General features: G+C 72.1%; 19 protein-coding genes and 1 tRNA gene. 9 read left to right on the forward strand and 11 right to left on the reverse strand.

Annotated elements, in window-relative coordinates:
- The first annotated feature begins 85 nt into the window (after positions 1-85).
- Positions 86-1,645 (forward strand): alpha/beta hydrolase, encoded by a 1,560-nt coding sequence (locus ABT170_RS07795; RefSeq protein ID WP_351864976.1) that lies wholly within the window; start codon positions 86-88, stop codon positions 1,643-1,645.
- Between the two features lie 49 nt (positions 1,646-1,694).
- On the opposite strand, the gene ABT170_RS07800 is transcribed toward ABT170_RS07795, so the two are convergent.
- From ABT170_RS07800 to ABT170_RS07830, 7 genes are all read right to left on the reverse strand, one after another.
- Complete coding sequence (locus tag ABT170_RS07800; protein WP_329944090.1) at positions 1,695-2,852, reverse strand: MFS transporter; 1,158 nt, start codon at positions 2,850-2,852, stop codon at positions 1,695-1,697.
- Between the two features lie 5 nt (positions 2,853-2,857).
- Positions 2,858-3,415 carry a GNAT family N-acetyltransferase gene (locus tag ABT170_RS07805; RefSeq protein ID WP_351864980.1) on the reverse strand — a complete coding sequence of 186 codons (558 nt, stop codon included), beginning with the start codon at positions 3,413-3,415 and terminating at the stop codon, positions 2,858-2,860.
- 12 nt (positions 3,416-3,427) lie between these two features.
- Positions 3,428-4,639 (reverse strand): type III PLP-dependent enzyme, encoded by a 1,212-nt coding sequence (locus tag ABT170_RS07810; RefSeq protein WP_329944088.1) that lies wholly within the window; start codon positions 4,637-4,639, stop codon positions 3,428-3,430.
- A 22-nt stretch (positions 4,640-4,661) separates the two neighbouring features.
- The gene (locus tag ABT170_RS07815) at positions 4,662-5,975 is read right to left on the reverse strand and encodes a DUF6271 family protein (RefSeq protein ID WP_351864983.1); all 1,314 of its coding nucleotides are present in this window, start codon (positions 5,973-5,975) and stop codon (positions 4,662-4,664) included.
- The gene (locus ABT170_RS07820; RefSeq protein ID WP_351864986.1) at positions 5,957-7,147 is read right to left on the reverse strand and encodes a phytanoyl-CoA dioxygenase family protein; all 1,191 of its coding nucleotides are present in this window, start codon (positions 7,145-7,147) and stop codon (positions 5,957-5,959) included. The genes ABT170_RS07815 and ABT170_RS07820 overlap by 19 nt, the downstream gene beginning before the upstream one ends.
- Before the next feature lie 963 nt (positions 7,148-8,110).
- Positions 8,111-8,935 (reverse strand): phosphoenolpyruvate hydrolase family protein, encoded by an 825-nt coding sequence (locus ABT170_RS07825; RefSeq protein ID WP_351864989.1) that lies wholly within the window; start codon positions 8,933-8,935, stop codon positions 8,111-8,113.
- Positions 8,936-9,014: 79 nt separating this feature from the next.
- On the reverse strand, positions 9,015-10,268 hold the full coding sequence (locus ABT170_RS07830) for a Tm-1-like ATP-binding domain-containing protein (RefSeq protein ID WP_329944084.1): 1,254 nt from the start codon (positions 10,266-10,268) through the stop codon (positions 9,015-9,017).
- A 105-nt stretch (positions 10,269-10,373) separates the two neighbouring features.
- Here ABT170_RS07830 and ABT170_RS07835 point away from each other — a divergent pair, with 105 nt between their 5' ends.
- Positions 10,374-11,792, forward strand: coding sequence for an aminotransferase-like domain-containing protein (locus tag ABT170_RS07835; RefSeq protein ID WP_329944083.1), 1,419 nt, complete (start codon positions 10,374-10,376; stop codon positions 11,790-11,792).
- Between the two features lie 148 nt (positions 11,793-11,940).
- Here the strand turns inward: ABT170_RS07835 and ABT170_RS07840 are convergent.
- A tRNA-Arg gene (locus ABT170_RS07840) sits at positions 11,941-12,013 on the reverse strand.
- A 317-nt stretch (positions 12,014-12,330) separates the two neighbouring features.
- On the opposite strand from ABT170_RS07840, the gene ABT170_RS07845 reads away from it, so the two are divergent.
- The 7 genes from ABT170_RS07845 to ABT170_RS07875 all read left to right on the forward strand — a co-directional run bounded on the left by ABT170_RS07845 (position 12,331) and on the right by ABT170_RS07875 (position 21,142).
- Positions 12,331-13,974 (forward strand): dynamin family protein, encoded by a 1,644-nt coding sequence (locus tag ABT170_RS07845; RefSeq protein ID WP_329944082.1) that lies wholly within the window; start codon positions 12,331-12,333, stop codon positions 13,972-13,974.
- Complete coding sequence (locus tag ABT170_RS07850) at positions 13,971-15,911, forward strand: GTPase (RefSeq protein WP_351864994.1); 1,941 nt, start codon at positions 13,971-13,973, stop codon at positions 15,909-15,911. The genes ABT170_RS07845 and ABT170_RS07850 overlap by 4 nt, the downstream gene beginning before the upstream one ends.
- A gap of 89 nt (positions 15,912-16,000) precedes the next feature.
- On the forward strand, positions 16,001-16,471 hold the full coding sequence (locus ABT170_RS07855; protein WP_329944080.1) for a single-stranded DNA-binding protein: 471 nt from the start codon (positions 16,001-16,003) through the stop codon (positions 16,469-16,471).
- A gap of 190 nt (positions 16,472-16,661) precedes the next feature.
- Complete coding sequence (locus ABT170_RS07860; protein WP_443034316.1) at positions 16,662-18,167, forward strand: LAETG motif-containing sortase-dependent surface protein; 1,506 nt, start codon at positions 16,662-16,664, stop codon at positions 18,165-18,167.
- A gap of 163 nt (positions 18,168-18,330) precedes the next feature.
- Positions 18,331-19,995 carry an energy-dependent translational throttle protein EttA gene (ettA, locus tag ABT170_RS07865; protein WP_266930770.1) on the forward strand — a complete coding sequence of 555 codons (1,665 nt, stop codon included), beginning with the start codon at positions 18,331-18,333 and terminating at the stop codon, positions 19,993-19,995.
- A gap of 5 nt (positions 19,996-20,000) precedes the next feature.
- Complete coding sequence (locus tag ABT170_RS07870) at positions 20,001-20,423, forward strand: acyl-CoA thioesterase (protein WP_266930768.1); 423 nt, start codon at positions 20,001-20,003, stop codon at positions 20,421-20,423.
- Entirely contained in the window at positions 20,420-21,142 is a 723-nt protein-coding gene (locus ABT170_RS07875) for a DUF8010 domain-containing protein (RefSeq protein ID WP_329944079.1), read from the forward strand. The genes ABT170_RS07870 and ABT170_RS07875 overlap by 4 nt, the downstream gene beginning before the upstream one ends.
- Here ABT170_RS07875 and ABT170_RS07880 read toward each other — a convergent pair.
- From ABT170_RS07880 to ABT170_RS07890, 3 genes are all read right to left on the reverse strand, one after another.
- On the reverse strand, positions 21,123-22,697 hold the full coding sequence (locus tag ABT170_RS07880) for an alpha/beta hydrolase (RefSeq protein WP_351865000.1): 1,575 nt from the start codon (positions 22,695-22,697) through the stop codon (positions 21,123-21,125). The genes ABT170_RS07875 and ABT170_RS07880 overlap by 20 nt on opposite strands.
- Positions 22,698-22,856: 159 nt before the next feature.
- Positions 22,857-23,822, reverse strand: a complete 966-nt coding sequence (locus ABT170_RS07885; RefSeq protein ID WP_329944077.1) for an ABC transporter ATP-binding protein — start codon at positions 23,820-23,822, stop codon at positions 22,857-22,859.
- Positions 23,819-26,686 (reverse strand): FtsX-like permease family protein, encoded by a 2,868-nt coding sequence (locus ABT170_RS07890; RefSeq protein WP_351865004.1) that lies wholly within the window; start codon positions 26,684-26,686, stop codon positions 23,819-23,821. Before ABT170_RS07890 ends, ABT170_RS07885 begins: the two co-directional genes overlap by 4 nt.
- Position 26,687: the final 1 nt, after the last annotated feature.

Raw genomic sequence — 26,687 nt, forward strand, 5'->3', positions numbered from 1 at the left:
CTCAGGGGGAGTTCCTACGGTACGCGGGAGCACGGGCGGCCCGGGAGGGCGGCCGTGCGGACCACGGCGGGAGAGGGAGGCGTACATGACGGCGTTCGTGCTGGTGGCGGGGAGCCACACCGGTGGCTGGGTCTGGCGGGAAGTGGCGGCCGGGCTGCGGGAGTCGGGGGCCGGGGTCCATCCGGCGACGCTCACCGGGCTGGGGGACCGGCGCCACCTGGGCGGTCCCGACACGGACCTGGAGACGCACATCGAGGACCTGGTGCGGCTGGTCGACCATGTGGACGAGCCGGAGGTGGTGCTCGTCGGCCACGGTTACGGCATCCATCCGGTGCTGGGCGCCGCCGACCGCCGCCCGGAGCGGGTCGCGCGCATCGTGTACCTGGACGTGGGCCTGGCCCAGAACGGTGACGCGGCGCTCGAACTGGTCCCGGACCCTTCCGTACGCGAACGGCTCCGGGGCGGCCCGCAGGCCCCGGGCGAACCGCCCACGGCCTCCACGGCCCCCACCGGAAGCGTCGGGAGCACCGGGAGCGCCGGCCCGCTCCCGCCGCCGGCTCCCGGTGAGTGGACGCGCTGGGGCAGTACCGCGGGCCTGACCGCGGACGCGCTGGCACGGCTGGACCGTCTCGCCGCACCGCAGCCCGTGCGCACCCTCACCCAGCCGCTCCGGCTGTCGGGGGCGGTCTCCGAACTGCCGATGTCCGGCGTGCTGTGCACGGCCAACGGGTCGAGCATCGCCCTCGTGGAGAGGATGGTGGGGCTCGGGGCTCCGCAGTTCCAGGCACTGGTCGACCCGGAGGTGAGCTTCTTCGAACTCGACACCGGGCACTGGCCGATGCTCTCGGCCCCGGACGAGCTGACCGGCGTCCTGCTGGCGGCGGCCGAGGGCAGGGGACACCGGATCGCCCCGGAGGTGGGTGAACAGCCCGCACACCTGCGTCCCTTCCTCCTGGACGTCCCCGAGCGGCGAAGGGAGCGCGTGGGCCGGGTCGACCTGTACCCGCCGGACGCGGACGGGCCCCGTCCGGCGGTGGTCCTCGTCCATGGCGGTCCGGTTCCGGCCGGGGGGCTGCCGACACCGCGCGACTGGCCGGGCCTGGTCGGCTACGCCTCGTACGCGGCGGACCTGGGCGCGGTCGGCGTGACGCTCGACCACCGGCTGCACGGACTCGGCGACTTCGCGCGCGCCGCCCAGGACGTGGCCGACGCGGTCGCACTCGTACGGTCCGATCCGCGCGTCGACGGGCAGCGGATCGCCCTGTGGTTCTGCTCGGTCGGCGGACTGCTGTCGGCCGACTGGCTGGCGGCGCCCCCGCCGTGGCTGCGGTGTGTGGCGCTCACCAGTCCCGCGCTCGCGCCGCTGCCCAACTGGGGCGCCGTGGAGCCCCGGTTCCGGCCGGCGGACACGGTGGGCGGGGCGGGGCGGCTGCCGGTCGTCCTGACCCGGGTGGGCCTGGAGTCGCCGGAGATCGCGGTGACGGTCCAGGAGTTCCTCGACTCCGCCGGGAAGGCCGAAGCGGCGGTCGAGGTGATCGACATTCCGCACGCCCGCCACGGGTTCGAGACGATCGACCACACCGACGAGGCGCGGCGGGCGGTGGAGCGGGCGATGGCGTCGGTGCTGGCGCACCTGCGGAGCTGAGACCCGCGGCCCGGGGGCCCGGGGACTCAGGTCCCGGGCCCCCGGACGATCAGGCCTCGGACAGGGCCGTCCATCGGATCCGGGTGGCGCACAGGGCCACGAGGAGGGCCGCGGCGGCCACGGCGCCCATGCCCCACGCCAGGCTGCTGGCGCTCGCTATGAAGCCGATCGCCGCCGGGCCGGCCAGCAGGCCGGTCGTGCCCATGGCGGCGACCAGGGCCAGGGCGTCCGGGCCCGTCCTGGCGGCGGCCACATAGACGCACGGGGTGACGGCGGCGATGCCCAGCCCGACACAGGCGAACCCGACCAGCGTCGGAACCACGCCACCGACCAGCAGGGCGAGCGCCAGCCCGGCACCGGCCAGCACACTGCCCACCCGGACGATGAGGCCGTCGCCCCAGCGGGTGCGCCAGCCGTCGGCGAAGACCCGGGCCAGCACCATCATCACCGAGACCACGGCGATGCCCATGGGCGCCATCTCGGCCGAGGCGTTGACGACGTCCTTCAGATAGAGCGCCGACCAGTCGTTCATGGCGCCCTCGGTCACGGTGCCGAACGCCATCGCGCACCCCATCCACAAGGTCACACGGGCCGGCATGGTCAGCTTCCGGCGGTCCTTCTTCTTCGCGGGCTCCTGCTGGTCCGCCGTCAGCAGTCCGGGCCAGGAGTATCCGGCCAGGAGCAGCAGGACGACGGTGGCCACGCCGAAGTGTGCCGCCAGGTCCGCGGTCCACAGATGCATCCCGGAGGCGAGGAGCGCCGCCAGCAGCGACCCGGCGCTGAACGTCGCGTGCAGCCGGGACATGGTGGTGCGCTGGTGCTCGACCTCAAGGGCGGCGCCCTGCGCGTTCATCGCGACGTTCAGACAGCCGACGGCGACGCCGTCCAGACAGATGATCAGCAGGGCGACCGGATAGGTGGGCGCGGCGGCCAGGGCCAGCAGAAGAACGCCCAGGCAGAGGGACGACACCAGCGCCAGCCGCCGCGAGCCCATGCGCCGCATGAGTACGGTCACGAGGGGGAACGACGCCGCCGCGCCCGCGCCGCAGGCCATCAGCAGCAGGCCCAGCTCCGCCTCGCTCAGGCCGAGTTCCGTCTTGAGCGTGGGGAGCCGGGCCGCCCAGGTGGCGTACTGGAACCCCAGCAGACAGAACAACGCTGCGATCGCCAACTGTGCGCGGCGGAATGGATCGCGAACGCGAAACATGTGAATCAACCTACTTCGTGGTGCGGTGGGGACCCGGGCAGCGGATCGGGGAAAGGCGCCGAACTGCCGGCTCGGCCGCCCTGTACCGCCCTGGACATGTATACGGCGGTGGCGCCGTAACTCCGGGGCAGCGGGACATCGGGGTGGGCGTGAAATCCGTTGGCCGCCCAGAAGGTCTCGTTGTCCCCGACGGAAATCAGCGAGATGTGTTCGTACGTCTTCGCTCCGGCCGTCACCGTGAGGTGGTGGAGAAGTCCTCTCGCCAGCCCCCGGCCACGGAATTCCTCGTCGATGACGATGTCGTGCAGATGCAGGTTGCGCGAGTGGAAGATGACTTCCTCACCGCGGGTCAGTTCCGGATACTGGAATCTCGGATAGGGCAGGGACAGCACATATCCGGTGATCCGCCCGCCGTGGTCCAGCACGAAGCAGGTGGCCGGCGAGGCCTGCGCCCTGGACTCCAGTGCCGCACGCCCCTCGGTGAGCGAACTGTCGGTGTAGGCGCTGGATTCCAGGGCGACGATGCCGTCCCAGTCGCTGTCGGCGATATGCCGTACGCGCATGTCGTGGATCACCTACCCGGGCCCCTTCCGGCCGGGGCGTCCATCGGATGCCCAGGTGTACGGGAGCGGGCGGAACCCGTTGAATCCCCGCGTCGTATAGCTGGTCGCGTAGGCGCCGCAGGAGAGGATCCAGACCGGATCGCCCGATGCGACCTCCTCGGGCACACGAACGGGACTGTCCGTCTGTACGTAGGCGTCGTCGCTGTCGCACGTGGGGCCCGCGATGACGGCGGGCACGTGTTCCGCACCGTCGTGGGACGGGAACACCAGCCTGTACTGCAACGCGTCCATCTCGTAGAGCCCGTTGAACTTTCCGCAGCTCAGATACAGCCAGTGCTGCCGTTCACCGTCCAGCTGCTGCCGCGTGGACATCCGGGACACATGGGCCCGGATGGCTCCGTGATCGGCCACCAGATGGCGTCCCGGCTCCATGACGAATTCCAGGGCGGATTCCGACACGGCCCGGAGGTGCTCCATGCCCTCCCGGATCACGGCGAATATCTTGTCCAGCGGCGGATCGAGAGGAATTCCCCTCATGTCCCGGTAGCCGAGTGCGGGCAGACCGCCGCCGAGATTGATGTGGTCGGGGAGGATTCCCCGCCGGTTCAGTGCCGTGAGCACATCGGCGAGGCTTTCGAAGGCGCTCTGCCAGGCTTCGGTCGTCATCTGCTGCGAACCGACGTGAACGGACAGGCCCGCCGGGGTCAGTCCGGTGTCCCGGGCCTTCTCCATCACCCGTACCGCGTCCGCGCCCGAGCAGCCGAACTTCTTGCTGAGGCCCCACAGGGCCCCGTCCCCGCTGGTGGCGAGCCTGCAGAACACCCGGGAGCCCGGCGCGTGGACGCCGATCGCCGTCACGTCCTCCAGGCTGTCCGTCGCGAAGTCCCGGATGCCGAGCCGGTAGGCATCGGCGATGTTGTGGTCGGACTTGATGGTGTTGCCGTAATGAATGGTGTCGAGCGGCACACCGGTTGCGATCGCCTGTGCGATCTCTTCCGGACTTGCCGCGTCGAAGCCGGATCCCCGGCCCGCCAGGGCGGCCAGCACCTCGTCCACCGGGCAGGCCTTCATGGCGAAGCGCACGGAGATCCCGGGCAACTCCCGTATCAGTGCGTCGTATTGTCCTTCGATCCCGGCGAGATCGAAGATGATCCGGTCATCGGTGGCGGCGGCCAGCGCGGCGCGCATCCGTGAGGTCGTCGGTATCTCTGCGGTCGCGTACATGAGTAAATTGCCCATGGCCCGTCTACCGGACCGTCCGGTCGAGGCCGGTGGACCGGCTCGCGCGCACCAGTGGCCGCCATGCTTCGGTCAGCAGGGCGAAGTCGTCGATGTCGGCCTGGGCCTCGTCGAGCAGACGCGGGCCGTGCAGGGCCAGGGCGTCCGCGAACTCCGCGTATCTGCCGCCGAGCTTCCGGTAGGAACGGTCGAGGCTCTTCAGCCGCTCCACGTTCTCGTCCCTGGTCGACCGGGTGCTTTCCCTGATGAATTCGGTGATCGTGGCCACGCGGAGGTGGCCCCGGTCGTCGAGCAGGGACTCCCCGGCCGCCGCCATCCGGTCGTAGATGACATTGAAGTAGAGCATCGAGAGGAAGAACTTCGTGAACCGCAACTGGTAAGCCATGAAACCGGAATCGGTCCTGCGCTCGGCGGTGTAGAAGTTCACGATGTTGCGGTTGTGGAGGACGCCGGGCAGCCGGGCGTCATGGACCACATGCATGAGGAAGTAGTCGCTGCCGATGGTATTGGTGGCGGGCGGCAGCGGCATCCGCTCGTACACCTCGTGGTGGAAAGCGATGTTGCACATGTCCACCCGCATGGGATCGACCGTGGTCAGGGTCGAGCGGTCCCGCACGAACTCCTCCGTGCCGGCCCCGCGGAAGGACTCGTCGACCAGGTGCCGTTTCTCCTCGTCCGACCACCGGGCCGGCGCCCACAGGCTGACGACGTCGTGATAGACATCGCGGTCGAGCCGCTGGATCTCGCTGATGTCCACGGACAGTTCACCCACGAAGGAACTGCCCACCATGGACACCGTCCGATCGGCCTGCGACGGCTCCAGCTCGGCCTCGGACACCCCGGCGACCGCGTCGCCCGCACGCAGGCCGAGGGACAGGATCTCGTGGTGAACGGGAAATACCGGCTCGCCGTTCAGGACCTGATAACTGCTGTCGGAATCCCTGCGGTGAATCGACTCGCAGCCGAGCGCGGCGGCGATCAGGAACGCGCGATTGGTGCAGGCGCCGTAGGAGACCTCGGCCGGAAGCATCAGATCGAGGAGCAGTTGGGGCTTGGTGACCTCGGCGCGTTCGATCACGCGCCGCAGGAAGTCCCGCTGTTCCGATTCGTCGAGATGGTGTACGACCACGTTCGCAGTGCCGGGCAGAGCGGCGACGGCCCCGGCGTGTTCGGCGCGCGTGTGCTCGTCGGAGGAGTCGAGGATCAGCAGGTGCACCTCGACGTCGAAGTGCTCGGCCGCGTGGGCGGCCTCGGCGCCGACCGCCGAGATCGTCGGCGAGCACGGCCTGTTGGTGGGAAGGGTCAGGCAGACTTTACGCATGTCGGCTCTCCCGTCGACCGCTCGGCTTCGGTGATGACCTCGGCTTCGGTGATGACCTCGGCTTCGGCGATGACCTCGGCCACGGCCGTGGCTTCGGCTCCGGAACCCGCTCCGGCATCCGCTTCGGAACCCGCTCCGGAATCCGCCGCGGATTTCTTCCCGTGCCAGGATTCGAGCCCCAGGAGTTTCGCGCCGAGACCGTTCAGGGTGGCAGTGCCGTACCTGAGGGATTCGTGCTTCGTCGCGTCCCCGACCAGCGTCTTGTTCCAGTCCGGCGTGCTGAGGTGGCGCCAGGAGTCGACCCGGGACCGGGTCAGCTCCTCGTCCGACTCCAGGGCGGGCATCATGGAGAGGTACTGAACCGCCCGCACCCCGCGCTCCGAGGTGTTGCGGGCCACCCCGTGCGCGAGCAGGCCGTTCCAGATCAGCAGGTCGCCGGCCTTGAGCGCGGGCCGGACCACGGGGAACTCCGCCCGGTCGGCGTCGGGCCTGATGGGGTCCCGGTCCGCCGGCTGTACGGCCTTCCACTGGTCGAACCGGCGGAACAGCTCGGGCGAGCACTGGAATCCGCCCTCGTCAGGCTGGGTGTCCTTCAGCGCGATGATTCCCTGGACCCGCTGCGGCAGCACACCGAGGGTGGTGTCGACGTCCCAGTGGAGCTCGATGTCGAACCCCTTGTCCGTGGGCGCGATGTGCGCACGGTCACGGTCCTTGATGTTCGGCGGGTTGAGGTTGAGCCGGTCCAGGGTCACCCACAGCTCTTCGCAGTCCCAGACGTCGACGAACGCGTCGTACACGCGCTGGTTCTGGCGGCTGTCCCAGATCAGCTGGTGGTGGTAGGCCTCGACGAATCCGTAGATGTGCAGCTCCCGGTCCAGATCCGAACGGAACTCCCGGTCGGAGTACCAGGTCTCCGGCCGTTCCGGGTCGAGCCCCTGGAAGTCCCAGGTGAAGTCCAGCAGCCGCTTCGCCGCGGCGGCGGGTATCGCCTGCTCCACGACGACGTATCCGTACGTCTGCCAGAAGGCGAAGTCCTCCTCCGACAGAACGCGGAGCTCCCGGGACTTGCGGAGCTCCCGCAGCGGGGTCCGGGCGAGATACGTCTCGGTGTCCGCACTGAAGTACGGGATGTCCGATGCGGCTCGATGCAGATAGGGGTCGGGCGTCGGCATGCAATCACTCCAGGACTCGAAAGTGCTGTGGATGAGCGGACCCGCCGGTCTCCGGCGGCTCGCGCCGACGGCGCGTGGCATCGCTGGAATCGGCGCGGAGAACCGCTTCCACGGGTGGGAAGACGGCTATGCGGAGAACGGCTGAGTGGGAGATTCGGCTTCAGTGGGAACGGCTTCCCGTGACCGCTTCAGGGCGCAGTGAACTCACGGCCGGCTGCCGTTGATTCACTCGCTGCGGGTGGGTTCAGCTGTCGGGCCGGAATGCTGTCCGGCGGATCCTCTTCCTCGGACCATCCCGGGTTGGGACGGGGAAAATTCGCCGTCCGAGGACGAGAGTCGTGTGGTGGTGCCGCGGTGCGGTGCGGGAGTGGTACGTCGTGAGGACGGACCGGCTCTTCCCCCTCCTGTGCTTGGTGCCCAGCACAGGCCGCGGTACGGGAAACGGACACGCGTCGTCGACGTCGTCGTCGGCACGCGTGGCCAACTCACACTGCTGGCCTGCTGGTTTGTTCGTACGGCAGAGGCCCGGACAGCGGCCGTCGCCCCGCCGAACCTGTGTGTCACTAAGTTGGACTAGACCAACTTCCGGTGTCAACCCCATCGTTGGGAAGAGCTGTTGGCGTGTCGGTGACGGGGCGGAAAAGTGGCCGTACGGGGTCCGGAATTCGACGTTGCGGCACGGGAGTTCTTGACCTGGTCTTTGATGTCCGTGCAGTCCACCGGGAGGCTGCGGATATTACCGCCGGTACAACTGTGCGGAGAATACTGGCTGTTGTGGAGAGAAATTCGCTACCGGTGGGTATTCATGAATTCCGGGTCGTCCTGTGCGGGATGGTTCTGCCTCGGGAAAGGGGAGCCGTCAGCGAATTCCGGAACGGCACCTGCCGGGCAGCGGAAAGCCCGGCCACCCCCTGTGGGGCGGCCGGGCTTCGGGTGGGACCGGGGAGCGGGCGTGCTCGGTGCTCAGCCGATCGGGAGGGACTTGAAGGCGCGGGCCTGTTCGGTGACGGCGCGCTCGGTGGGCAGGCGCTCCATGGACGAGGCGCCGAAGAACCCGGCGATGCCCGAGGTGTGCTCCAGGACGTAGCGGGCGTCCTCGGGTTCGGCGATCGGCCCGCCGTGGCAGAGCACGATGATGTCCGGATTGACGCGCTTGGCGGCGTCGTGCATCTCCTGTACGGCCGTGGCAGCCTGGTCGAGCGTGAGGGCGGTGGTGGCCCCGATGGCGCCCTTGGTGGTGAGCCCGACGTGGGGGACGAGTACATCCGCGCCGGCCGAGGCCATGGCGGCGGCCTGGTCGGGGTCGAAGACGTAGGGGGCGGTCAGCAGCTCCCGTTCATGGGCCTGGCGGATCATGTCGATCTCCAGGCCGAAGCCCATGCCCGTCTCCTCCAGGTTCTCCCGGAACGTGCCGTCGTACAGCCCGACCGTGGGGAAGTTCTGTACGCCGGTGAAGCCGACGGCCTTCAACTGGTCGAGGAAGTTGCCCATGATCCGGAAGGGGTCGGTGCCGCACACCCCGGCGAGCACCGGCACCTCCCGTACGACGGGAAGCACCTCCCCGGCCATCTCCAGCACGATGGCGTTGGCGTCGCCGTAGGGCAGGAGACCCGCCAGGGAGCCGCGCCCGGCCATCCGGTAGCGGCCGGAGTTGTAGATGATCAGCAGGTCGACCCCGCCGGCCTCCGCGCACTTGGCGGTCAGGCCGGTCCCGGCGCCTGCGCCGATGACGGGCTTCTTGGCGCTGACCTGGGCGGTCAGACGGCTCAGGGCTTGCTTGCGGTCCACGAGGGGGCTCCTGTTCGGTGTCTGCGGTGTCTGCGGTGTCTGCGGTGTCTTCCGCGGTGCGCGCGGCGCGCCTGCGGTCTCAGGCGTCCGCGGCGGGGCGGTCGGCGGCGGTGATCAGCCGGTGGAGGTGGTCGGCGGCGGCAATGGCGAAGGCCGGGTCGTTGAGATGGGCGTCGATCTCCTGGAGGTCGACGGTGCTGCCCTCCAGCGCCGACCGCAGGGAGGCCAGAGCGGCCTCGTCGGCGGCGGGGTCGTGGAAGGGCCCGCCGGGCGCGTCCACGGCGGAGACGCCGCCCAGCGGCCAGAGGAACGCGACGGGTCCGTCCGCCGCGGCCAGCTTGTGCCCGATGGAGGTGCCGAGCCGCGCCATCTCGTCGGCCGTGGTGCGCATCAGCGTGACGGTCGGGTTGTGCACGAGCAGATGGCGTCCGGCGAAGCGCTCGGGGACCGTCTCCCGGGCCCCGAAGTTGACCATGTCCAGCGCTCCCGGGGCCACCACCTGGGGAATGCCCGCCCGGCCCGCGGCGGTGAGCCGGCCGGGGCCGGCGCTCAGCACCCCGCCGACCAGCTCGTCCGCGAGTTCGGTGGTGGTCAGGTCCAGGACCCCGGCCAGGAAGCCGCCCGCGGCGAGCTTCTCCAGGGCCTGCCCGCCCGCACCGGTGGCATGGAAGACCAGGACCTCGTAGCCGAGTTCGTCCAGCCGGCGGCGGGCGGCATCGACGGCCGGTGTGGTGACACCGAACATGCTGGCCCCGATCAGCGGGCGGCCCTCGGCGCGCGGACGGGTCAGGCTCCGCTCGTGGTGGGCGGCCATCCCGGCGGCGGCGGCCACCGCGTTGCCCAGGATCAGGGACGACACGGAGTTGATGCCCGCCACATCGACCACGCTGTACATCATGGTGATGTCGCTGCTGCCCACGTACGGGGACACGTCCCCGCCGGCCATGGTCGACACCAGCAGTTTCGGCACACCGACGGGCAGCGCCCGCATGGCCCGCGCGGCGATGAACGAGCCGCCGCTGCCGGCCACCGCCAGCACCGCGTGCAGCCGGCCCTCGCGGTGCAGATCGCCGACGACCAGCTCCACCCCTTCGGCCATGGCCGACACCGCCGCGCCGCGGTCCCCGGCGGCCCGCAGCGCCGCCAGGTCGTGCCCGGCGCGGCGGGCGACGGCGGCGGCTTCGACATCACCGGCGGGTGTCCCGTCCGGCAGCGGCATCACCCCGGCATCGACGGTCACCACATCGCATCCGGACGCCCGCAGCCGCGTCGCGAGCCATGTGTACTCCGTCCCCTTGGTGTCCAGGGTCCCGACCAGCACGACGGTCGCCATGTTCTTTCTCCTTCGAACGAACGGTCCCTCGATCCTGCGCGCGGCACCCGGGGGCGGCACACACCACTTGAGGGCAAGTGGCCTGCGGAGCGGGATGATGGGCGTATGGACCGGATTCCTCCCACCCGTCTGTCGCGTCTGCTCACCGGTTGGTCCAAAGGGGGTACGGGGGCGCTGCCGCGGCTGCTGGCCGACGCGCTGCGCGAGCTGGCGCAGCGCGGGGACATCGCCCCCGGCACCGTGCTGCCCTCGCAGCGCGCCCTGGCGGCGGCGATCGGCGTCAGCCGCAGCACGGTGACGGCCGCCTACGGGATGCTGGAGGCCGAGGGCCGGCTGGAGAGCCGGCACGGCAGCGGGTCCCGGCTGCGGGCGTCGGGGGCGGTGGGCGAACCGGCGACCGAGGGGCGCCTGGCGAGCTTCGGGACCAGGGACAGCGGCATCGACCTGTCCAGCGGGGCGCTGGACGGCCTGCCCGCGGTCGCGGCGGCGGTCGGCGCCCTGTCCGCCCGGGACCTCGGCCCCGCGCTGGCCGGTGACGGCTACCTTCCGTACGGGCTGCCGGAGCTGCGCGAGGCCATCGCCGGGTACCACCGCTCCGCCGGCCTGCCCACCTCCCCGGACCAGATCCTGGTCACCGCCGGGTCCCAGCAGGCCGTCTGGCTGATCACCCAGGGGCTGGTCGAGCCCGGGGACACGGTGGTCGTCGAGGACCCGACGTACCGCGGCGCCCTGGAGGCGCTGCGGTCGCGGGGCGCCCGCCTCGTCCCGCTCCCGGCCGCGTCCCCGCACGGCGACGGCCCGGCGGCGCTGGCCCGGCTGGCCGGCCGGGTCCGGCCGCGCCTGGTCTATCTGCAGCCGTCCGTGCACAACCCCACGGGCCGGGGGATGGACGAGGACACCCGGCTGCGCTGGGCGGCGGCGCTGGCCGAGCACGGGGTGTACACGGTGGAGGACAACGCGTACGCGGAACTGACCCTGCGCCACGACGACGCCCCCGTCTCCCTGGCCCCGCGGCTGCCGGCCGACGCCACGGCGACGATCGGCACCCTGTCCAAGCTGTTCTGGGGCGGCCTGCGGGTGGGCTGGATCCGTGCCTCCGCCACCGTCGTCCACCGGCTGGCGGACATCAAGAAGTCCGTCGACCTGTCCTGCCCGGTGGTGGACCAGATGCTCGCCGTGCGCCTGCTCCGGCAACTGCCCGAGGCCCGCGCCCGCCGCCGCTCCCAGCTGCGCGACCGTCTCGCGGAGACCGAGCGCCTGCTCCTCGCCCACGCCCCCGGCTGGCGCTGGGAGCGCCCGGCGGGCGGTTCCGCCCTCTGGGTGGAGGTCCCGGGCGCGGACGCCGAGGCCACCGCCCAACTCGCCCGCCGCGCGGGCGTCCTCATCGTCCCCGGCCCCGCCTTCTCCGCGGTCGACGGCTTCCGCCACCATCTGCGCCTCCCGTTCGCCGACGGACACGGCAATCTGGAGAGGGCCCTTCCGGTACTGGCCGACTGCGCGGAGCGGAGCACGGGGCCGCGCTGACGTACGGAGCGGAGGGCGGGCCGACGCCGACGTGCGGGAGGGAGCTGCCAGGTTTCCTTAACGCCGTCACTACGGTGCGCTCGCTAGCGTGCCCCTGACGGCGAAAAGGCCCTCCGGGACGGAGGGCCTCAGGGTGATGCGGGCAATGCGCCCCCGGCAGGACTCGAACCTGCGGCCAAGCGCTTAGAAGGCGCCTGCTCTATCCACTGAGCTACGGGGGCCGGGCGGTGGCCTCGACGGCCCGGAGTCCTTGATCGATCGGTTCCGTGGCCTTGCCGGGACAAGGATAGGGCTCCGATCCCCTCGACCCGGTTGCTTCACCTGCGTGGCACGATGTGGAGGTTCGGTGAAGCGAACCGATAATCGCAGGTAGGTGCGATTCATGCACCGCTTTTGGCGTCTGACGCCACGGGTGTTGTGCAGTCGTTATGCCTGCGTCCTACTCGTCCCCTCTGTCCGGAGGGTGGAACCGCCGCGCAGAGGTGTCGATACGCTTCAAAAAGGCTTCAAAATTGGGCATTCTTCGCATGTGGCGACCATGGACGCACGGCCTCAGCTCATCGACGCACTTTCCGCCCTGCGCGACCGTGTCGCCGCCGTGCGTCTTCCACTCCCGCTTCCCGGGACGGCACGCGCCCGGCAGACCCGGCTGGAACTGCTCGCGCAGCTCGACGACTACCTGGTGCCACGGCTGAAGGACCCCGAGGCGCCGCTGCTCGCGGTCATCGGGGGATCCACCGGGGCCGGCAAGTCGACGCTCGTCAACTCGCTCGTGGGATGCCGGGTCAGCGAGGCCGGGGTACTGCGGCCCACCACGCGGACGCCGGTGCTCATCTGCCACCCGGACGACCACCACTGGTTCGCCGGGGTACGCGTGCTCCCGCAGCTGACCCGGATCTGGCTGCCGCCGGGCCGGGCCCCGGACCCGGACGGGCTCGACGACCTCGCGGCGGGCGGCGACGAGGAGGGGACCGTCCTGCGGGTGGAGACCGCGGCCAGCCTGCCGCGCGGACTCGCGCTGCTCGACGCCCCCGACATCGACTCCCTCGTCGTACGCAACCGGGTCCTCGCCGCCGAACTCATCTGCGCCGCCGACGTCTGGGTGATGGTGACCACCGCGTCGCGCTACGCCGACGCCGTGCCCTGGCATCTGCTGCGCACCGCCAAGGAGTACGACGCCTCCCTCGTCACCGTCCTGGACCGGGTGCCGCACCAGGTGAGCGTCGAGGTCTCCCGGCAGTACGCGGCCCTGCTCACCCGGGCGGGCCTGGGGGAGGTGCCGCGCTTCACCATCCCCGAGCTGCCCGAGTCCGCGGGCGGCGGCAGCGGACTCCTGCCCACCACCGCCGTGGCCCCGCTGCGCGCCTGGCTCACCCACCGCGCCCAGGACCCGGCCGCCCGGCAGCAGGCCGTGGGGCGTACGGCGTCCGGGGTCATCGAATCGCTGAACGTACGGGTCCCCGGGCTGGCCGGGGCCGTCGCCGCCCAGCACGCGGCGGCGGTGCGGCTGACCGGGGTGGTCGAGGAGGCCTACCGCAAGGAGGAGTCCCGGATCCGCCGACGGCTCCAGAGCGGCGCCGTGCTGGCCGGGGACGCGCGGACCCGGTGGCGCGGCTTTCCGCTGTACAGCTCGGCCGGGGAGCTCCTGGAAGCGCTGGTGGACAGCCTGGCCGCACTCCTGCGGTGCGCCGTGGCCGCCGCCGACGAGCAGATCCGTACGACCTGGCGGCGCGAACCGGCCGCCGGGCTCTTCCACTTCGGGACCGCCGGCCGGGAGGCCGGGGGATGGGGCCCCGCCGAGGACATCGAGGGCCGGATCTCCATGGCCGTACGGCGCTGGCGGCGTGTGCTCGAAGAGCTGGCGGAGGAAGAGGTACGGCTGCTGGAACGCAACGCCGCACCCGACCCCGAGACGGTGGCCGCGCTGCTGACGGCCGCCCTCCTCGGCGGGCGCCGGGCCCGCACCGCGGGGGAGCAGCTCGCCGAACGCATCGGCGCACAGGGCGCGCTGCGGCTCCGGGACAAGGGCGGGGTGCTGCTCACCCGCTATCTCGACCAGGTGCTGAACGGTGAACGCGACCGGCGGCTGGCCCCGCTCGACGCGCTCGACGTCGCCCCCGAGCCACAGGCCGAACTGATCGCCGCGCTTTCCCTACTGCAGAAGGAGAGGTGGCAGCGATGACCGCCGTCACGGGGCAGGACCAGGGGCAGGACCGGAAGCCGGACCAGGAGCGGGGACGGGAGCGGGACGGTAAGGCCGAACCGGGCCATGAGCCCGTGCCGGACCAGGGGCGGCAGGACGCGGACGGGGGGCCGCGGAGCGCAGACGGGCGCTGGGACGACGGGCTCATCGCCCGGCGCGCGGTGGCCGTCGTCCCCGTGGACGCCGGGCCCGGGAGCGCGCCGGACGACGATGTCCGGCCCCAGGTCGAGGCGTACGGGGCGCCGGGCGGCCCGCTGCCCACCCGGCTCGACGCCCTGCGCGAACTGGTCGGACTCTCCAGGGCCCGCCTCGACCGGGCCACCCTCGCCGAGGCGGGACGGGTACTGGACGAGGCCGCCGCCCGCCAGCGGCTCTCCTCCCGGCACACCGTCGTCGCCATCGCCGGAGCCACCGGCAGCGGGAAGTCGACCCTGTTCAACGCGCTCGCGGGCGCCCAGATCTCCGACACCGGGCTGCGCCGGCCGACGACCGCCTCGCCGATCGCGTGCAGCTGGACCGACGGCGCCGCCGGGCTGCTGGACCGGCTCGCGATTCCCGGGCGGCTGCGGCGCAGGCCGCAGCAGGGCGGCACGGAGGCCGACGAGGCGCTCCAGGGGCTCGTCCTGGTGGACCTGCCCGACCACGACTCGGCTGCGGCCGGCCACCGCGAGCAGGTGGACCGGGTGCTGGCGCTGGTCGACGCGGTGATCTGGGTCGTCGACCCGGAGAAGTACGCCGACGCGGCCCTGCACGAACGCTATCTGCGCCCGCTGGCCGGGCACGCGGAGGTCACCTTCGTCGTCCTCAACCAGATCGACCGGCTGCCCGGCGAGTCCGCCGACCTCGTCCTCGACGATCTGCGGCGGCTGCTGGACGAGGACGGGATGGCCCTGGGGGAGCACGGCGAACCCGGTGCCACCGTCATGTCCCTGTCCGCGCTCACCGGCGACGGCGTGGGCGAACTGCGCGAGGTGCTCGGCCGGTTCGTCCAGGAACGCACCGCCGCCGCGCGCAGGCTCTCCGCCGATGTGGACGCCGCCGCGGCGCGGCTGAGGCCGGTGTACGTGGCGGAGGGGCGGGCCGGGCTCGGCGAGCGGGCCCGGGAGGAGTTCGCCGACCGGCTCGCGGAGGCCGTCGGGGCGTCCGCCGCCGGACAGGCCGCGGAACGCGAGTGGCGCAGGAACGCCGGGCGGGCGTGCGGGACACCGTGGCTGCGGCTCTGGCGCTGGTACGAATCGGCCCGGCGGCCGGGCAGCCGGGACCGGATGGCGCAGGTGCTGGCTCCGCCGGAGGAGGAACTGACCGCCAGGCAGCGGGTCGAGCAGGCGGTACGGACCGTCGCGGACGAGGCCGCCGCCGGGCTGCCCGACCCCTGGGCGCAGGCCGTGCGCGAGGCGGCGGTGAGCGGGGCGCGGGGGCTGCCGGAGGCGCTGGACGAACTGGCGGTGAGGGCGGGAGCGGCCGGCACGGCGGCCCCGCCGGGCCGGACGGGGGGCGCGGGGGACCGGGACACGGGCTCCGGTCTGCCGCCGAGCGTGCGCGGGGGACGGCCGCCGCGCCCGCGGTGGTGGCCCGCCGCGGTGCTGGCCCAGGCGTCGATGACCCTGCTCCAGATCTTCGGCGGACTGTGGCTGCTCGGCCAGATCGTCGGAGTCCTGGAGCCGGGCCTGGTCACCCCGGCCCTGATCATGCTGGCCGGAGTCGTCGGGGGGCCGCTGGTGGAGTGGTCCTGCGCGGCGGCCGCCAGGGGACCGGCGCGGCGGTACGGGCAGGAGGCGGAGCGGCGGCTGCGCGAGGCCGCGGCGGGCTGCGGGCGGGCCCGGGTGCTGGACCCCGTGGCGGCGGAGCTGGTGCGCTACCGCGAGGTGCGGGAGCGCTACGTGGCGGTGACGGAGTTCTCCACAACCGGCCGGTAGTCCACAGGCTCCGGCACGTTTCCCGGCTTCCGTCCACCATGAAGTCAGCACGCGCAACGGCGTGATGACGGCGAAGACGGGGGACGGACATGAACGAGACCTTGGTGACCGTGGTGGGAAACGCCGCCACGGGCGTGGAGTTCCGGGAGACGGCCACCGGCCCGATGGCGCGGTTCCGGTTCGCCGCGACACCGCGCCGCTGGGACCGGGAGAAGCAGCACTGGGCGGACGGGCACACCAGCTTCTACACGGTCTGGGCATGGCGGGCGCTCGCGTCGAATCTGGCCGGATCGGTATCGGTCGGCGAACCCCTTCTCGTGCACGGCCGATTGAAGGTGCGCGAGGAGGAACGGGACGGCCGGCGCCGCACCTTCGTGGACATCGAGGCCGTGGCGGTGGGGCATGACCTGGGCCGGGGGACCGCCGCGTTCCGCCGAGCGGTGCGGGAGGAGCCCTCGCTGACGGTCCGTCCGGCACCCGCAGGGGGCGGCGCGGAGGCGGGCGGGGCCCCCTCGCCGGAGAGCCGGGAACAGGCCGCCGAGTTGGCTTCGGTGTCCTGAAATGGCAGGTGAGCGGGGTGATGGCGGCGATAACGATTCCGATTCGGAATGGTTGCCGAAGGCCGGGACGGGGGACTGTACCTGATCCCGTTCCCTAGGATTCCTCAGTACTCACGGGGCACTTGAGTCTGCTGGCGGGGCATTCCCCACACGCGCACCCTGCGCGAGGTCCCGCCCGGAGGGGAATTCTGTGTTTTCTGCGTCTTCAGCGTCCACCTTGCCGTCCGATGCGACCGCCGTGCACCGCGGTCAGGGCAGAGCGGGGGGGAGGGGGAGAGCGCATCGCCGTGGGTTCGCCCGGCTGGGCGCGGCGACGCTGGTCTCCGGCCTCCTCGCGGCCGGCACCCTGGCCGGCGCGGGCGGAGCGGCGGCCGAGGCGGTACCCCAGCACCCGGGCGGCGCGACCGCGACCCTGGACGGGCTGAAGACCTTCGACAGCGCCGTGCTCCATGTGGAGGGCCGGGACGGCCGGCCGGACCGGACGCAGCAGCTGCCCGCCGGGCTCTTCGAGATGACCGTCGACGGCGGCGGCAAGCTCAAGACGTACTGCATCGACGTGCACAACCCCACGCAGGACCAGGCGAAGTATCTGGAGACCCCCTGGGCCCAGACCTCGCTGGGCGCCAACAAGAACGCCGGCAAGATCCGCTGGATCCTCCAGCACTCCTACCCCCAGGTCGACGACCTCGCGGCCCTCGCCGAGGAGGCCGGCACCGGACCGCTCACCGAGCGGACCGCGGCGGCGGGCACCCAGGTGGCCATCTGGCGCTACTCGGACGACGCCGAGGTCAAAGCCTCCGACAAGCAGGCCGAGAAGCTCGCCGACTGGCTGGAGAGCCACGCCAGGAACGTCGCCGAGCCCAAGGCGTCCCTGACGCTGGACCCCGCCGCGGTCTCCGGCCGGGCCGGGCAGCGGCTCGGGCCGGTCGTGGTCCGCACCGACGCGGACCAGGTCTCCGTGGCGCCCACCGCCGACGCCGCGGCCAGCGGCATCAAGGTCACCGACGAGGCGGGCAAGCCCGTCACCGCGGCGGCCGACGGGGCCCGGCTGTACTTCGACATACCGAAGGACGCCGCCGACGGCTCCGCCTCGCTGACCGTCCAGACCACCACCTCCGTGCCGGTGGGCCGGGCCTTCGCCGGGGTGACCCGGAGCCAGACCCAGATCCTGGCCGGGTCCAGCGAGTCCACGGTCTCCGCGCGGGCCACCGCCACCTGGGCCGAGACGGGCGCGCTGCCCGCCCTCACCGCGAAGAAGAACTGCGCCAAGGGCGGCGTGGACATCACCGCGGCCAACCCGGGCGACGAGCCGTTCACCTTCGAGCTGGCCGGCTTCGAGCACACCATCGCCCCCGGAGCCACCAGGACGGTCACCATCCCGGTCGCCGAGGACCAGGCGTACGACTTCACCATCACCGGCCCCGGCGGGTTCGCCAAGAACTTCAAGGGCATCCTGGACTGCGCCACCAGCGGCAGCACCAAGGAGACCGAGGGCGGCATCGACGTCCAGAGCGCCAAGCAGCCCGTCCCCGCCTCGACCGGCACCAGCTCGGCCGGGATCGAGGGCGACCTCGCCGAGACCGGCGGCTCCAGCACCACCCCGATGATCGCGGGCATCGCCATCGTCCTGGTGGTCGTCGGCGGCGGCGCGATGTTCCTCCTGCGCCGGAAGAAGACGCACACCGACGGTGAGTAGGGATGCGCGCACCGTGCGGGTGCGCTGATCAACGGCCCCGGTACGCCACCCGCGTACCGGGGCCGCCGTGTACCGGGAACCGGACGGGTTTCCTTTGGGGGATGGACGTCAGGCAAGATGGGGTGTATCTGCCCACACCTCTATTGCTGCCGGACGGTTTCTCTTGGCTGAGTTCATCTACACCATGCGCAAGACGCGCAAGGCGCACGGCGACAAGGTGATCCTTGATGACGTCACCTTGAACTTCCTGCCCGGCGCGAAGATCGGTGTCGTGGGGCCCAACGGCGCCGGCAAGTCCACGGTGCTGAAGATCATGGCGGGCCTGGAGCAGCCGTCCAACGGTGACGCGTTCCTGTCGCCCGGGTTCAGCGTCGGCATCCTCATGCAGGAGCCGAAGCTGGACGAGGAGAAGACGGTCCTGGAGAACGTCCAGGACGGCGCCGCCGAGATCATGGGCAAGCTCACGCGCTTCAACGAGGTCGCCGAGCTCATGGCGACGGACTACTCCGACGCGCTGATGGAGGAGATGGGCAAGCTCCAGGAGGACCTGGACCACGCCAACGCGTGGGACCTGGACGCCCAGCTGGAGCAGGCCATGGACGCCCTGGGCTGCCCGCCCGGCGACTGGCCGGTCACCAACCTCTCCGGTGGCGAGAAGCGCCGTGTGGCGCTCTGCAAGCTCCTCATCGAGGCCCCGGACCTGCTGCTCCTCGACGAGCCCACCAACCACCTCGACGCCGAGTCGGTGAACTGGCTGGAGCAGCACCTCTCCAAGTACGCGGGCTGCGTCATCGCCGTGACCCACGACCGGTACTTCCTGAACAACGTCGCCGAGTGGATCCTCGAACTCGACCGCGGCCGCGCCATCGCCTACGAGGGCAACTACTCCACGTACCTGGAGAAGAAGCAGGCGCGCCTCAAGGTCGAGGGCCGCAAGGACGAGAAGCGCCAGAAGCGGCTCAAGGAAGAGCTGGAGTGGGTCCGCTCCAACGCCAAGGGCCGGCAGACCAAGTCCAAGGCACGTCTCGCCCGTTACGAGGAGATGGCGGCCGAGGCGGACAAGATGCGGAAGCTGGACTTCGAGGAGATCCAGATCCCGCCGGGCCCGCGGCTCGGTTCCATCGTCGTCGAGGTCGAGAACCTCTCCAAGGCCTTCGGCGACAAGGTCCTCATCGACGACCTGTCGTTCACGCTGCCGCGCAACGGCATCGTCGGCGTCATCGGTCCGAACGGCGCGGGCAAGACCACGCTGTTCAAGATGATCCAGGGCCTGGAGACGCCGGACACCGGCTCCATCAAGGTCGGCGACACGGTCAAGATCTCCTACGTCGACCAGTCCCGCGCCAACATCGACCCCAAGAAGACCCTCTGGGCCGTCGTCTCGGACGAGCTGGACTACATCAACGTCGGCCAGGTCGAGATGCCCTCGCGCGCCTACGTCTCCGCGTTCGGCTTCAAGGGCCCGGACCAGCAGAAGCCCGCGGGCGTCCTGTCCGGTGGTGAGCGCAACCGCCTCAACCTGGCGCTGACGCTCAAGGAGGGCGGCAACCTGCTGCTCCTCGACGAGCCCACCAACGACCTGGACGTCGAGACCCTGTCCTCCCTGGAGAACGCGCTCCTGGAGTTCCCGGGCGCAGCGGTGGTCATCTCCCACGACCGCTGGTTCCTGGACCGCGTCGCCACGCACATCCTGGCGTACGAGGGCGACTCCAAGTGGTACTGGTTCGAGGGCAACTTCGAGTCGTACGAGAAGAACAAGATCGAGCGCCTCGGTGCGGACGCGGCCCGCCCGCACCGCGCCACGTACAAGAAGCTCACGCGAGGCTGATCGTCTTGGCTCGTCATATCTACAGCTGCCCCCTGCGCTGGTCGGACATGGATGCCTTCGGCCATGTGAACAACGTGGTCTTCCTCCGCTACCTGGAGGAGGCGCGCATCGACTTCATGTTCCGGCTGGCGCCGGGGGACGGCTCGCCGTCCTTCGCGGGCGGGTCCGTCGTGGCCAGGCACGAGATCGACTACGTACGGCCGCTGGTGCACCGGCACTCGCCGGTGACCGTCGAGTCGTGGGTCACGAAGATCGGCGCCGCGTCGCTGACGATCTCGTACGAGATCAAGGACCCCGAGCAGGTGTACGTGCGCGCGTCGACCGTCGTCGTGCCGTACGACCTGGCCGCGGAGCGGCCCCGGCGGATCTCCGCCGAGGAGAAGCTCTTCCTCCAGGAGTACCTGGCAGAGGAGCCCGCCGCAGCATGACGGTGCCCGTGCGGTCGCTGCGGTTCGCCGACCCGAGTCAGGCGGCGGATCTCGCCGCCTTCCTCGGCCGGCTGCTCCACTACGACCGGGCCGCCGCGGTCCGGTTGCAGGCGGGCGGCGGCGACGCGCTGGCGGTGTTCGGCCGGCCGCCGTCGTTCGAGGTCCTCGCGATCCGGACGGCGCGGCTCGCCCGGCCCGAGACGCTCGACATCACGGTGTCGGCCGGAGAACTCCTCGAAACGCTCGACGTCGGGGAGCCGGCCGGGACCGGTTCGGCGACCGGCCCCGGCAGCGGCGCGGGCGGTCTGCCCGAGGCCGTGACCGGGCCGCCCTGGACCGGAGTCCTGCCACCGCGCGGCCCCTGGCGGGAGCTGCCCGGCCTGCCGGGTCCACTCGCCCTGCGCGCCGCGCTCACCGTCGCGGTCGCGGAGTTCCGCAGCCGCGACGAGGCGCTGCCAGAGGGGCGCCGCAACCGGGCCGAGCGCGACCGCATCGGCCGGGAGATCTGGTCCCGGCGGGTCGGCGCCACGGAGCTTCCGCTGCGCGCCGTCCACGCCGCCCAGTCCCTCGGCTTCCTCCGGGCCGCCCGGGACTTCCCCGTATCGCTGCTCACCTCGGGGACCTGGCTCCGGCTGCGCACCCCGTACGGTTCCACCGCCCTGCGCCGCGAGGCGAGCGGTGGACTCGGCACCCTGGACCTCACCGTCGGCCCACGCTGACACCGCCGTCCGCGGAGCACATGATGTCGCGTGCCGGCAGCGTGCCGTCGCGCAGGTAGTCGTTGACGGCCCGGTCGGCACAGGGGACCGGGCGCAGCCCGTCGACACCGCGGCCGTAGACACCGTGCGAGCGGATGTCCGCCGACACCAGCCGTGAGCCGGTCAGCCTGCGGTGCAGGGCCAACGCCCCCGCGTACGGGACGTTGTTGTCGCGCAGCGCCTGGAGCATCAGCACCGGTACGCCGTTGCCGATCCTCGTCCCGGGCTCGGCCGGCTCGGTCTCCCAGAAGGCGCAGGGAGCGATCATCCCGTTCACGAACGGCCCGAAGACGGGCTGCCGGTCCCGGCTGCGCTGGGAGTTGCGCCAGTAGGTCGCCGGGTCCGCGGGCCAGCCGCCGGACGGCCAGCCGCCGTCCCCGCACATGAACAGCGCCCCGCCCAGCATGCTGTCCGCCAGGTCCGGCGAGGCGAGCAGCTCCAGCATCGCGGCCAGTTCCGGGCCGGGTTCGACCGGCTTTCCGGCCGCCGCGTCCACCAGGTCCCGTACCGTACCGGCGAGCCCCGCGTCGTACTCCTCGTGCTGGATCAGCTGCCGGAGGACGAGCCGCAGGGCCGGCGCGTCGACGCGGGTCCCGGCGATGGCCACCGGGCGGCGCTCCGCTCCGTCCACGAGCCGCTCCACCCGGGCCCGCACCTCGGCGGCCGTGCGGCCCAGCGCGTAGGTGCCGTGGTGCCGGGCGGTCCAGCCCGCCCAGGCGTCCAGGGCTTCCTCCAGCGGCTTCCCGGCCGACCGGAACAGCTCGTACTGGGTGGCCGCCGGGTCGGTGCTGGAGTCGATGACGATCCGGTCGGCCCGCCGCGGGAACAGCTGGGTGTAGACGGCGCCCAGATCGGCGCCGTACGAGATGCCGTAGTACGAGAGCGCGCGCTCGCCCAGCGCCGCCCGGATCGCGTCCATGTCCCGGGCGACATTGCGCGAGGAGGCGTGCGGGAGCAGCGCGGCGTTGTCCCCGTGCCGGCCGCAGCGGCGCGCGGTGTCACGGGCGGAGGCGACCGACCTCTCGAAGTCCGCGCGGGCGGAGGTGACGGGGCCCGGCGGCATGGCCGGTGCCGCCGGGGCGCAGCCGATCGGTGTGGAGTCGCCGAGGAAGCGCGGATCGAAGCCGATCAGGTCGTAGCGGTCCGCCACGTCCCCCAGCGCCGGGCGCAGCCGCAGGGTGTTGTCGAGTCCGGTCCCGCCCGGTCCGCCCGGGTTGGAGAGCAGGATGCCGCGGCGCCGGGAGGGGTCCGCGGCCTTGACGCGTGAGATCGCGATCCGGATCGTACGGCCGCCGGGATCCCGGTGGTCGAGGGGCACGGCGACCTCGGCGCACTGCCCGCCCGCCGCGTTCAGTTCCTCGTACCGCTCCGGGCAGGGGGCCCAGTCCAGACGCTGCCGCGGGGACGCGGCGGGCGTCGGGGCGGCGGGGCCCGCGGACACCGCGCCCGCGGGCACCGCGCCCGCGAGCAGGCCGGCCAGTGCCAGGCCGACGACGGACAAGGAGGTGACGCGCATGATGCTCCTCGGAACAGGGCTGATGACCTGTCCGACGCTACGAGCGCGCGCGGGCGGTCACCATCGGGCCACCCCCTCGAACCGCCCTGGTGCCAGCCCCACTTGACCGGGCGTGCTGGTCCTGCGTGGTCCCGTCGCGTACGTGACCGCCTCGCCGGTCTACTTGACCGGGCCCTCCGGGGCGTCCGGCCATACGCCGATGTGGTCCTGCTCCAGCTCCAGCATCACCCGGTGCTCCATGCCCAGCGCCTCGGTGTAGTCGGCGGGCAGCTGGAGGCGGCCCGCGCGGTCGAGCATCGCGTACTCCCGGGCCACCTGGGACTCCTGGCCCGTCGCCGCGTCGACCTCCGTGCGGCGCAGCACCTCGGAGGACGTACGGCCGTCCCGGATCGCGACCGTACGGCGTACCTCGCTCGCCACCGCCTGGTCGTGCGTCACGATCACGATGGACGTGCCGAGTTCCTCGTTGGCACGGCGGAACGCGGCGAAGACCTGCTCGCCGGTGGCCGAGTCCAGCTCGCCGGTCGGTTCGTCGGCGAGCAGCACCGAGGGGTTGTTGGCCAGGGCCACCGCGATGGCCACCCGCTGCTGCTGCCCGCCGGACAGCTGCTGCGGCCGCCGGTCCCGGCAGTCCTCGATGTCGAGCATCCGGAGCAACGACTCGGCGCGGGCGGCCCGTTCGCGGTTGCGGCCACCGCCGCGCAGCTGCATCGGCAGCGTGATGTTCTGGACCGCGGTGAGGTACGGCAGCAGGTTGCGGGCGGTCTGCTGCCAGACGAACCCGACCACGTCACGGCGGTAGCGGAGCCGCTCCTTCGGCCCCATCGACAGCAGATCGCAGCCCGCGACCTTCGCCGATCCGGCCGTCGGCACGTCCAGGCCCGCCAGGATGTTCATCAGCGTGGACTTGCCGCTGCCGGACGCGCCGACCAGAGCCATCAGCTCGCCCTCGGTGACCAGCAGATCGAGCCCCTGGAGGGCCTGCACCTCCACCCCGTCCGTGGTGAAGATGCGTACCAGGCGGTCGCACGCGATCAGCGCGTCATGCCCGTACGAGGGGCGGTCCCGGCGGGTCGCCGCCCGCTGTTCGAGTTCCGCCAGAGTGGTCTCGGTGGACGACGTCATCGGGAGTCTCCTGCCCTGAGTTCGGTGATCGATCCGCGGCGGCTCGCCCACCAGGCCTGGACGCCCGCCACGGAGGCGGCGAGAACGACCACCCCGAGCGCCGGGAGCACCAGCGACCAGAGGTCGGCACGCAGCGAAACGTTGAGCGGGGCGGATCCGGCGGTGCCGGACATCGCCAGCGAGGCCAGGTTCACCCCGGGGGCCAGCAGGGTGATGGTCGCCCAGCCGACGAGCAGACCGCCGACGGCGGCCAGCAGCGCCTGCGGCATCGCCTCGAACGCGAGGAGCCGCCTGCCCTGGCGGGTGGTGAGCCCCATGGTGCGCAGCCGTGCCAGCAGCGTGGTGCGCTCCGGCGCGGTCTGGAGCAGCGACAGCAGCACGGCGAGCAGCGCGTAGCCGGCGCCCGCCGCGATGGCCGCCGCGTAGATCTGCCCGGCGCCCTCCTGCATGGGGCTGTCGACGTATGCCCCGCGCTCCTCGGACCGCAGCTGTACGACGATGTCCCCGCCCGCGTCCCGGGTCGCCGCGCGCAGCTCCTCGGCGTCCGGCTGCGAGCCCGTGACGAACAGTGTCGTGGTCTGCCGCGCGGTGAGCGAAGCGCTGTTGACGATCATGAAGTCGGTGTTGGGCACCGCCGAGGTGAGCGGCTGGACACCCACGACCTTCACCTTGAAGTCCCCGGCGAGCGCGTCGATGCTGTGTTCGCGCTTCCCCAGCCGTTCGGCCACCGACGGCGAGGCGATCACGGGGAGCACCCGGTCGCGCGAGGGATCCGTGCCCTCGGGGACCGGGGCCGCCGAGCCGGTGGCCTTCAGCCGGTGCGCGGGGAAGGACTTCAGGCCCGTGGCCCGTGCCAGCCGTGCGTACGACTGGGGATCGACGCCCAGCAGGGCGGCGGTCTTCTTCTGCCCGCCGTCGCCCGGGGCGGCCGGCAGCACGACGCCGAACTCGACCTGGACGGCCGCCACATCATCGACACCGTCCACCCTGCGCACCCGCTCCGCGAGGCCGTCCGGCAGCGGAAGAGGCCCGTCCGGACCGCTGATCCGCGCGTCCGCCCCGACCGCCGCCAGCGCCGCGTCGTCACGGGCGTCCCCGATCCCCGCCAGCACCGAGCCGCCGAACGCCGCCGTGGTCAGCGCGATCAGCAGCGCCAGCAACGGCAGTGTGCCGCTGGAGGAGGCGCGCCCGGCGCGGGCCAGCGACAGGAAGCCGATGGCACCGCGCAGCCGGGCGACGGGGCGCGAGGCCAGCCGGAGGGGCAGCGGATAGAGCCGTACGAGGACGAGGGCCGCGATCAGCCCGACGAGTACGGGTGCCGAACTGACCAGCAGGTCGGTGCCGCCGCCCGCGTCCGTGCCCCGGCGGCGCAGCGCGGCGACCGCGCCGATCGCCAGGACCAGCAGGGTCAGTTCGGCGATGGTGCGCCGCTGGGAGGGCCGGGCGGTCATCATGTCGTCCCGGGCGCCGTGCAGTTGCGGCCGGATGTGCTGCAACGTCGTACGGAGCGGCAGCGCGACACAGACCAGTGCGGCGGTGACCGCCGCGGCGGTCACCGCGGGCCACAGCCGGGCCTGCCCGACGGCCAGTACGGCGAGCAGCAGACCGAGCGCCGCCGCGGGCAGCACGGTCACCGCGGTCTCCGTGAACAGGCGCCGGCCGATGCCCCGCAGGGAGCCGCCGCGCGAGCGCATCAGGGCCAGTTCGCTGTGGCGGCGTCCGCCGATCAGGGCGCCCGTCATCAGCAGGACGACGGCGGCGACCGCCCCGATCCCGACCCCGGCGACCGTCACGACGGGACCGATCGCGGACCGCATCTGCGAATGGCTGAGGACGATGTCGTCCAGCGAGGTGGTGAGCGCCGCGGTGGGACCCACGGTCTCCCGCACGTTCAGCAGCTCCGGTCCGCTCTCCAGCGAGGCGACGGCGGACCGGAGCCCGGCCACGTCGAGCCCGGTGAGCCGCGAGGCGTCCGGGGCGATGCGCCAGTACACCTCGGGCTTGTTCATCGTGGCCAGCAGGGCGGGCGCGGCGTCCTGCGGCAGCAGCAGCGCGGCCGTCCAGAAGAACAGCGGCTCACTCCCGCCACGCGGCGTCGGGGGTGTCGGGGTCAGCACCGGTGCCTTGAACAGCGGTTCGACGGACCAGTAGCTCTCGGCGGGCCGCAGAGGGGTGATGATGCCCGTGACACGGACGGTCAGCGGTTCACCGTTCCGGGTGGGCACCGCGATCGTGGAGCCGACCTTGATCTTCAGGGCGGACGCCGTCTCGGCGGTGACCGCGGCCTCCACCTCCCGACTGTCCACGCTGACATCGCCCCGGGCCTTCGGCCACTGTCCGGAGCGCAGCCTGCTGTGCTTGTCGAGCCCCGACGGGGTGGCGAGGGTGAGCTTAGGGTCGAGCCCGTTGGGCCGGTCCAGCCACCGCTCGGTCGCGGCGGCGGGGTCCGTGGTGTGCACCCCGTAGGAGGAGCGCGGGAGGTCGGGCCGTATGGGCGCCGGCATCATCTTCTTCAGCGCCGTGTCGACCTCGGCCAGCCCGGCGCCCCGTACCGCGGCGTCCTGCATGTCCGGGCCCAGTTCGGGGTCGGGGAGCGGCGATGTCACTTCCAGGATGCTGCGCGCCGGTGAGGCCGAGACGATGTCGTGCCGCAGCCCCCGTGTCTCGTACGCCTCCACCGAACGCGGGAACGCGGCGGCGAGGAACGAGGTCAGCAGCACCAGGCCCGCGAGCGCCGCCGCGGCGCCCGGAGCGGTACGCAGCCGCGTACGGATCCAGGGGGCGCAGGCCGCACCCCGTGCGACGGCCCCGGTCCTGTCCGTGCCCCCCGGGGTTCCGGGAGTCTGGTTCTGGTCGGCACTCATG

It is taken from the genome of Streptomyces sp. NPDC001787, assembly GCF_040297465.1.
Lineage (GTDB): Bacteria > Actinomycetota > Actinomycetes > Streptomycetales > Streptomycetaceae > Streptomyces.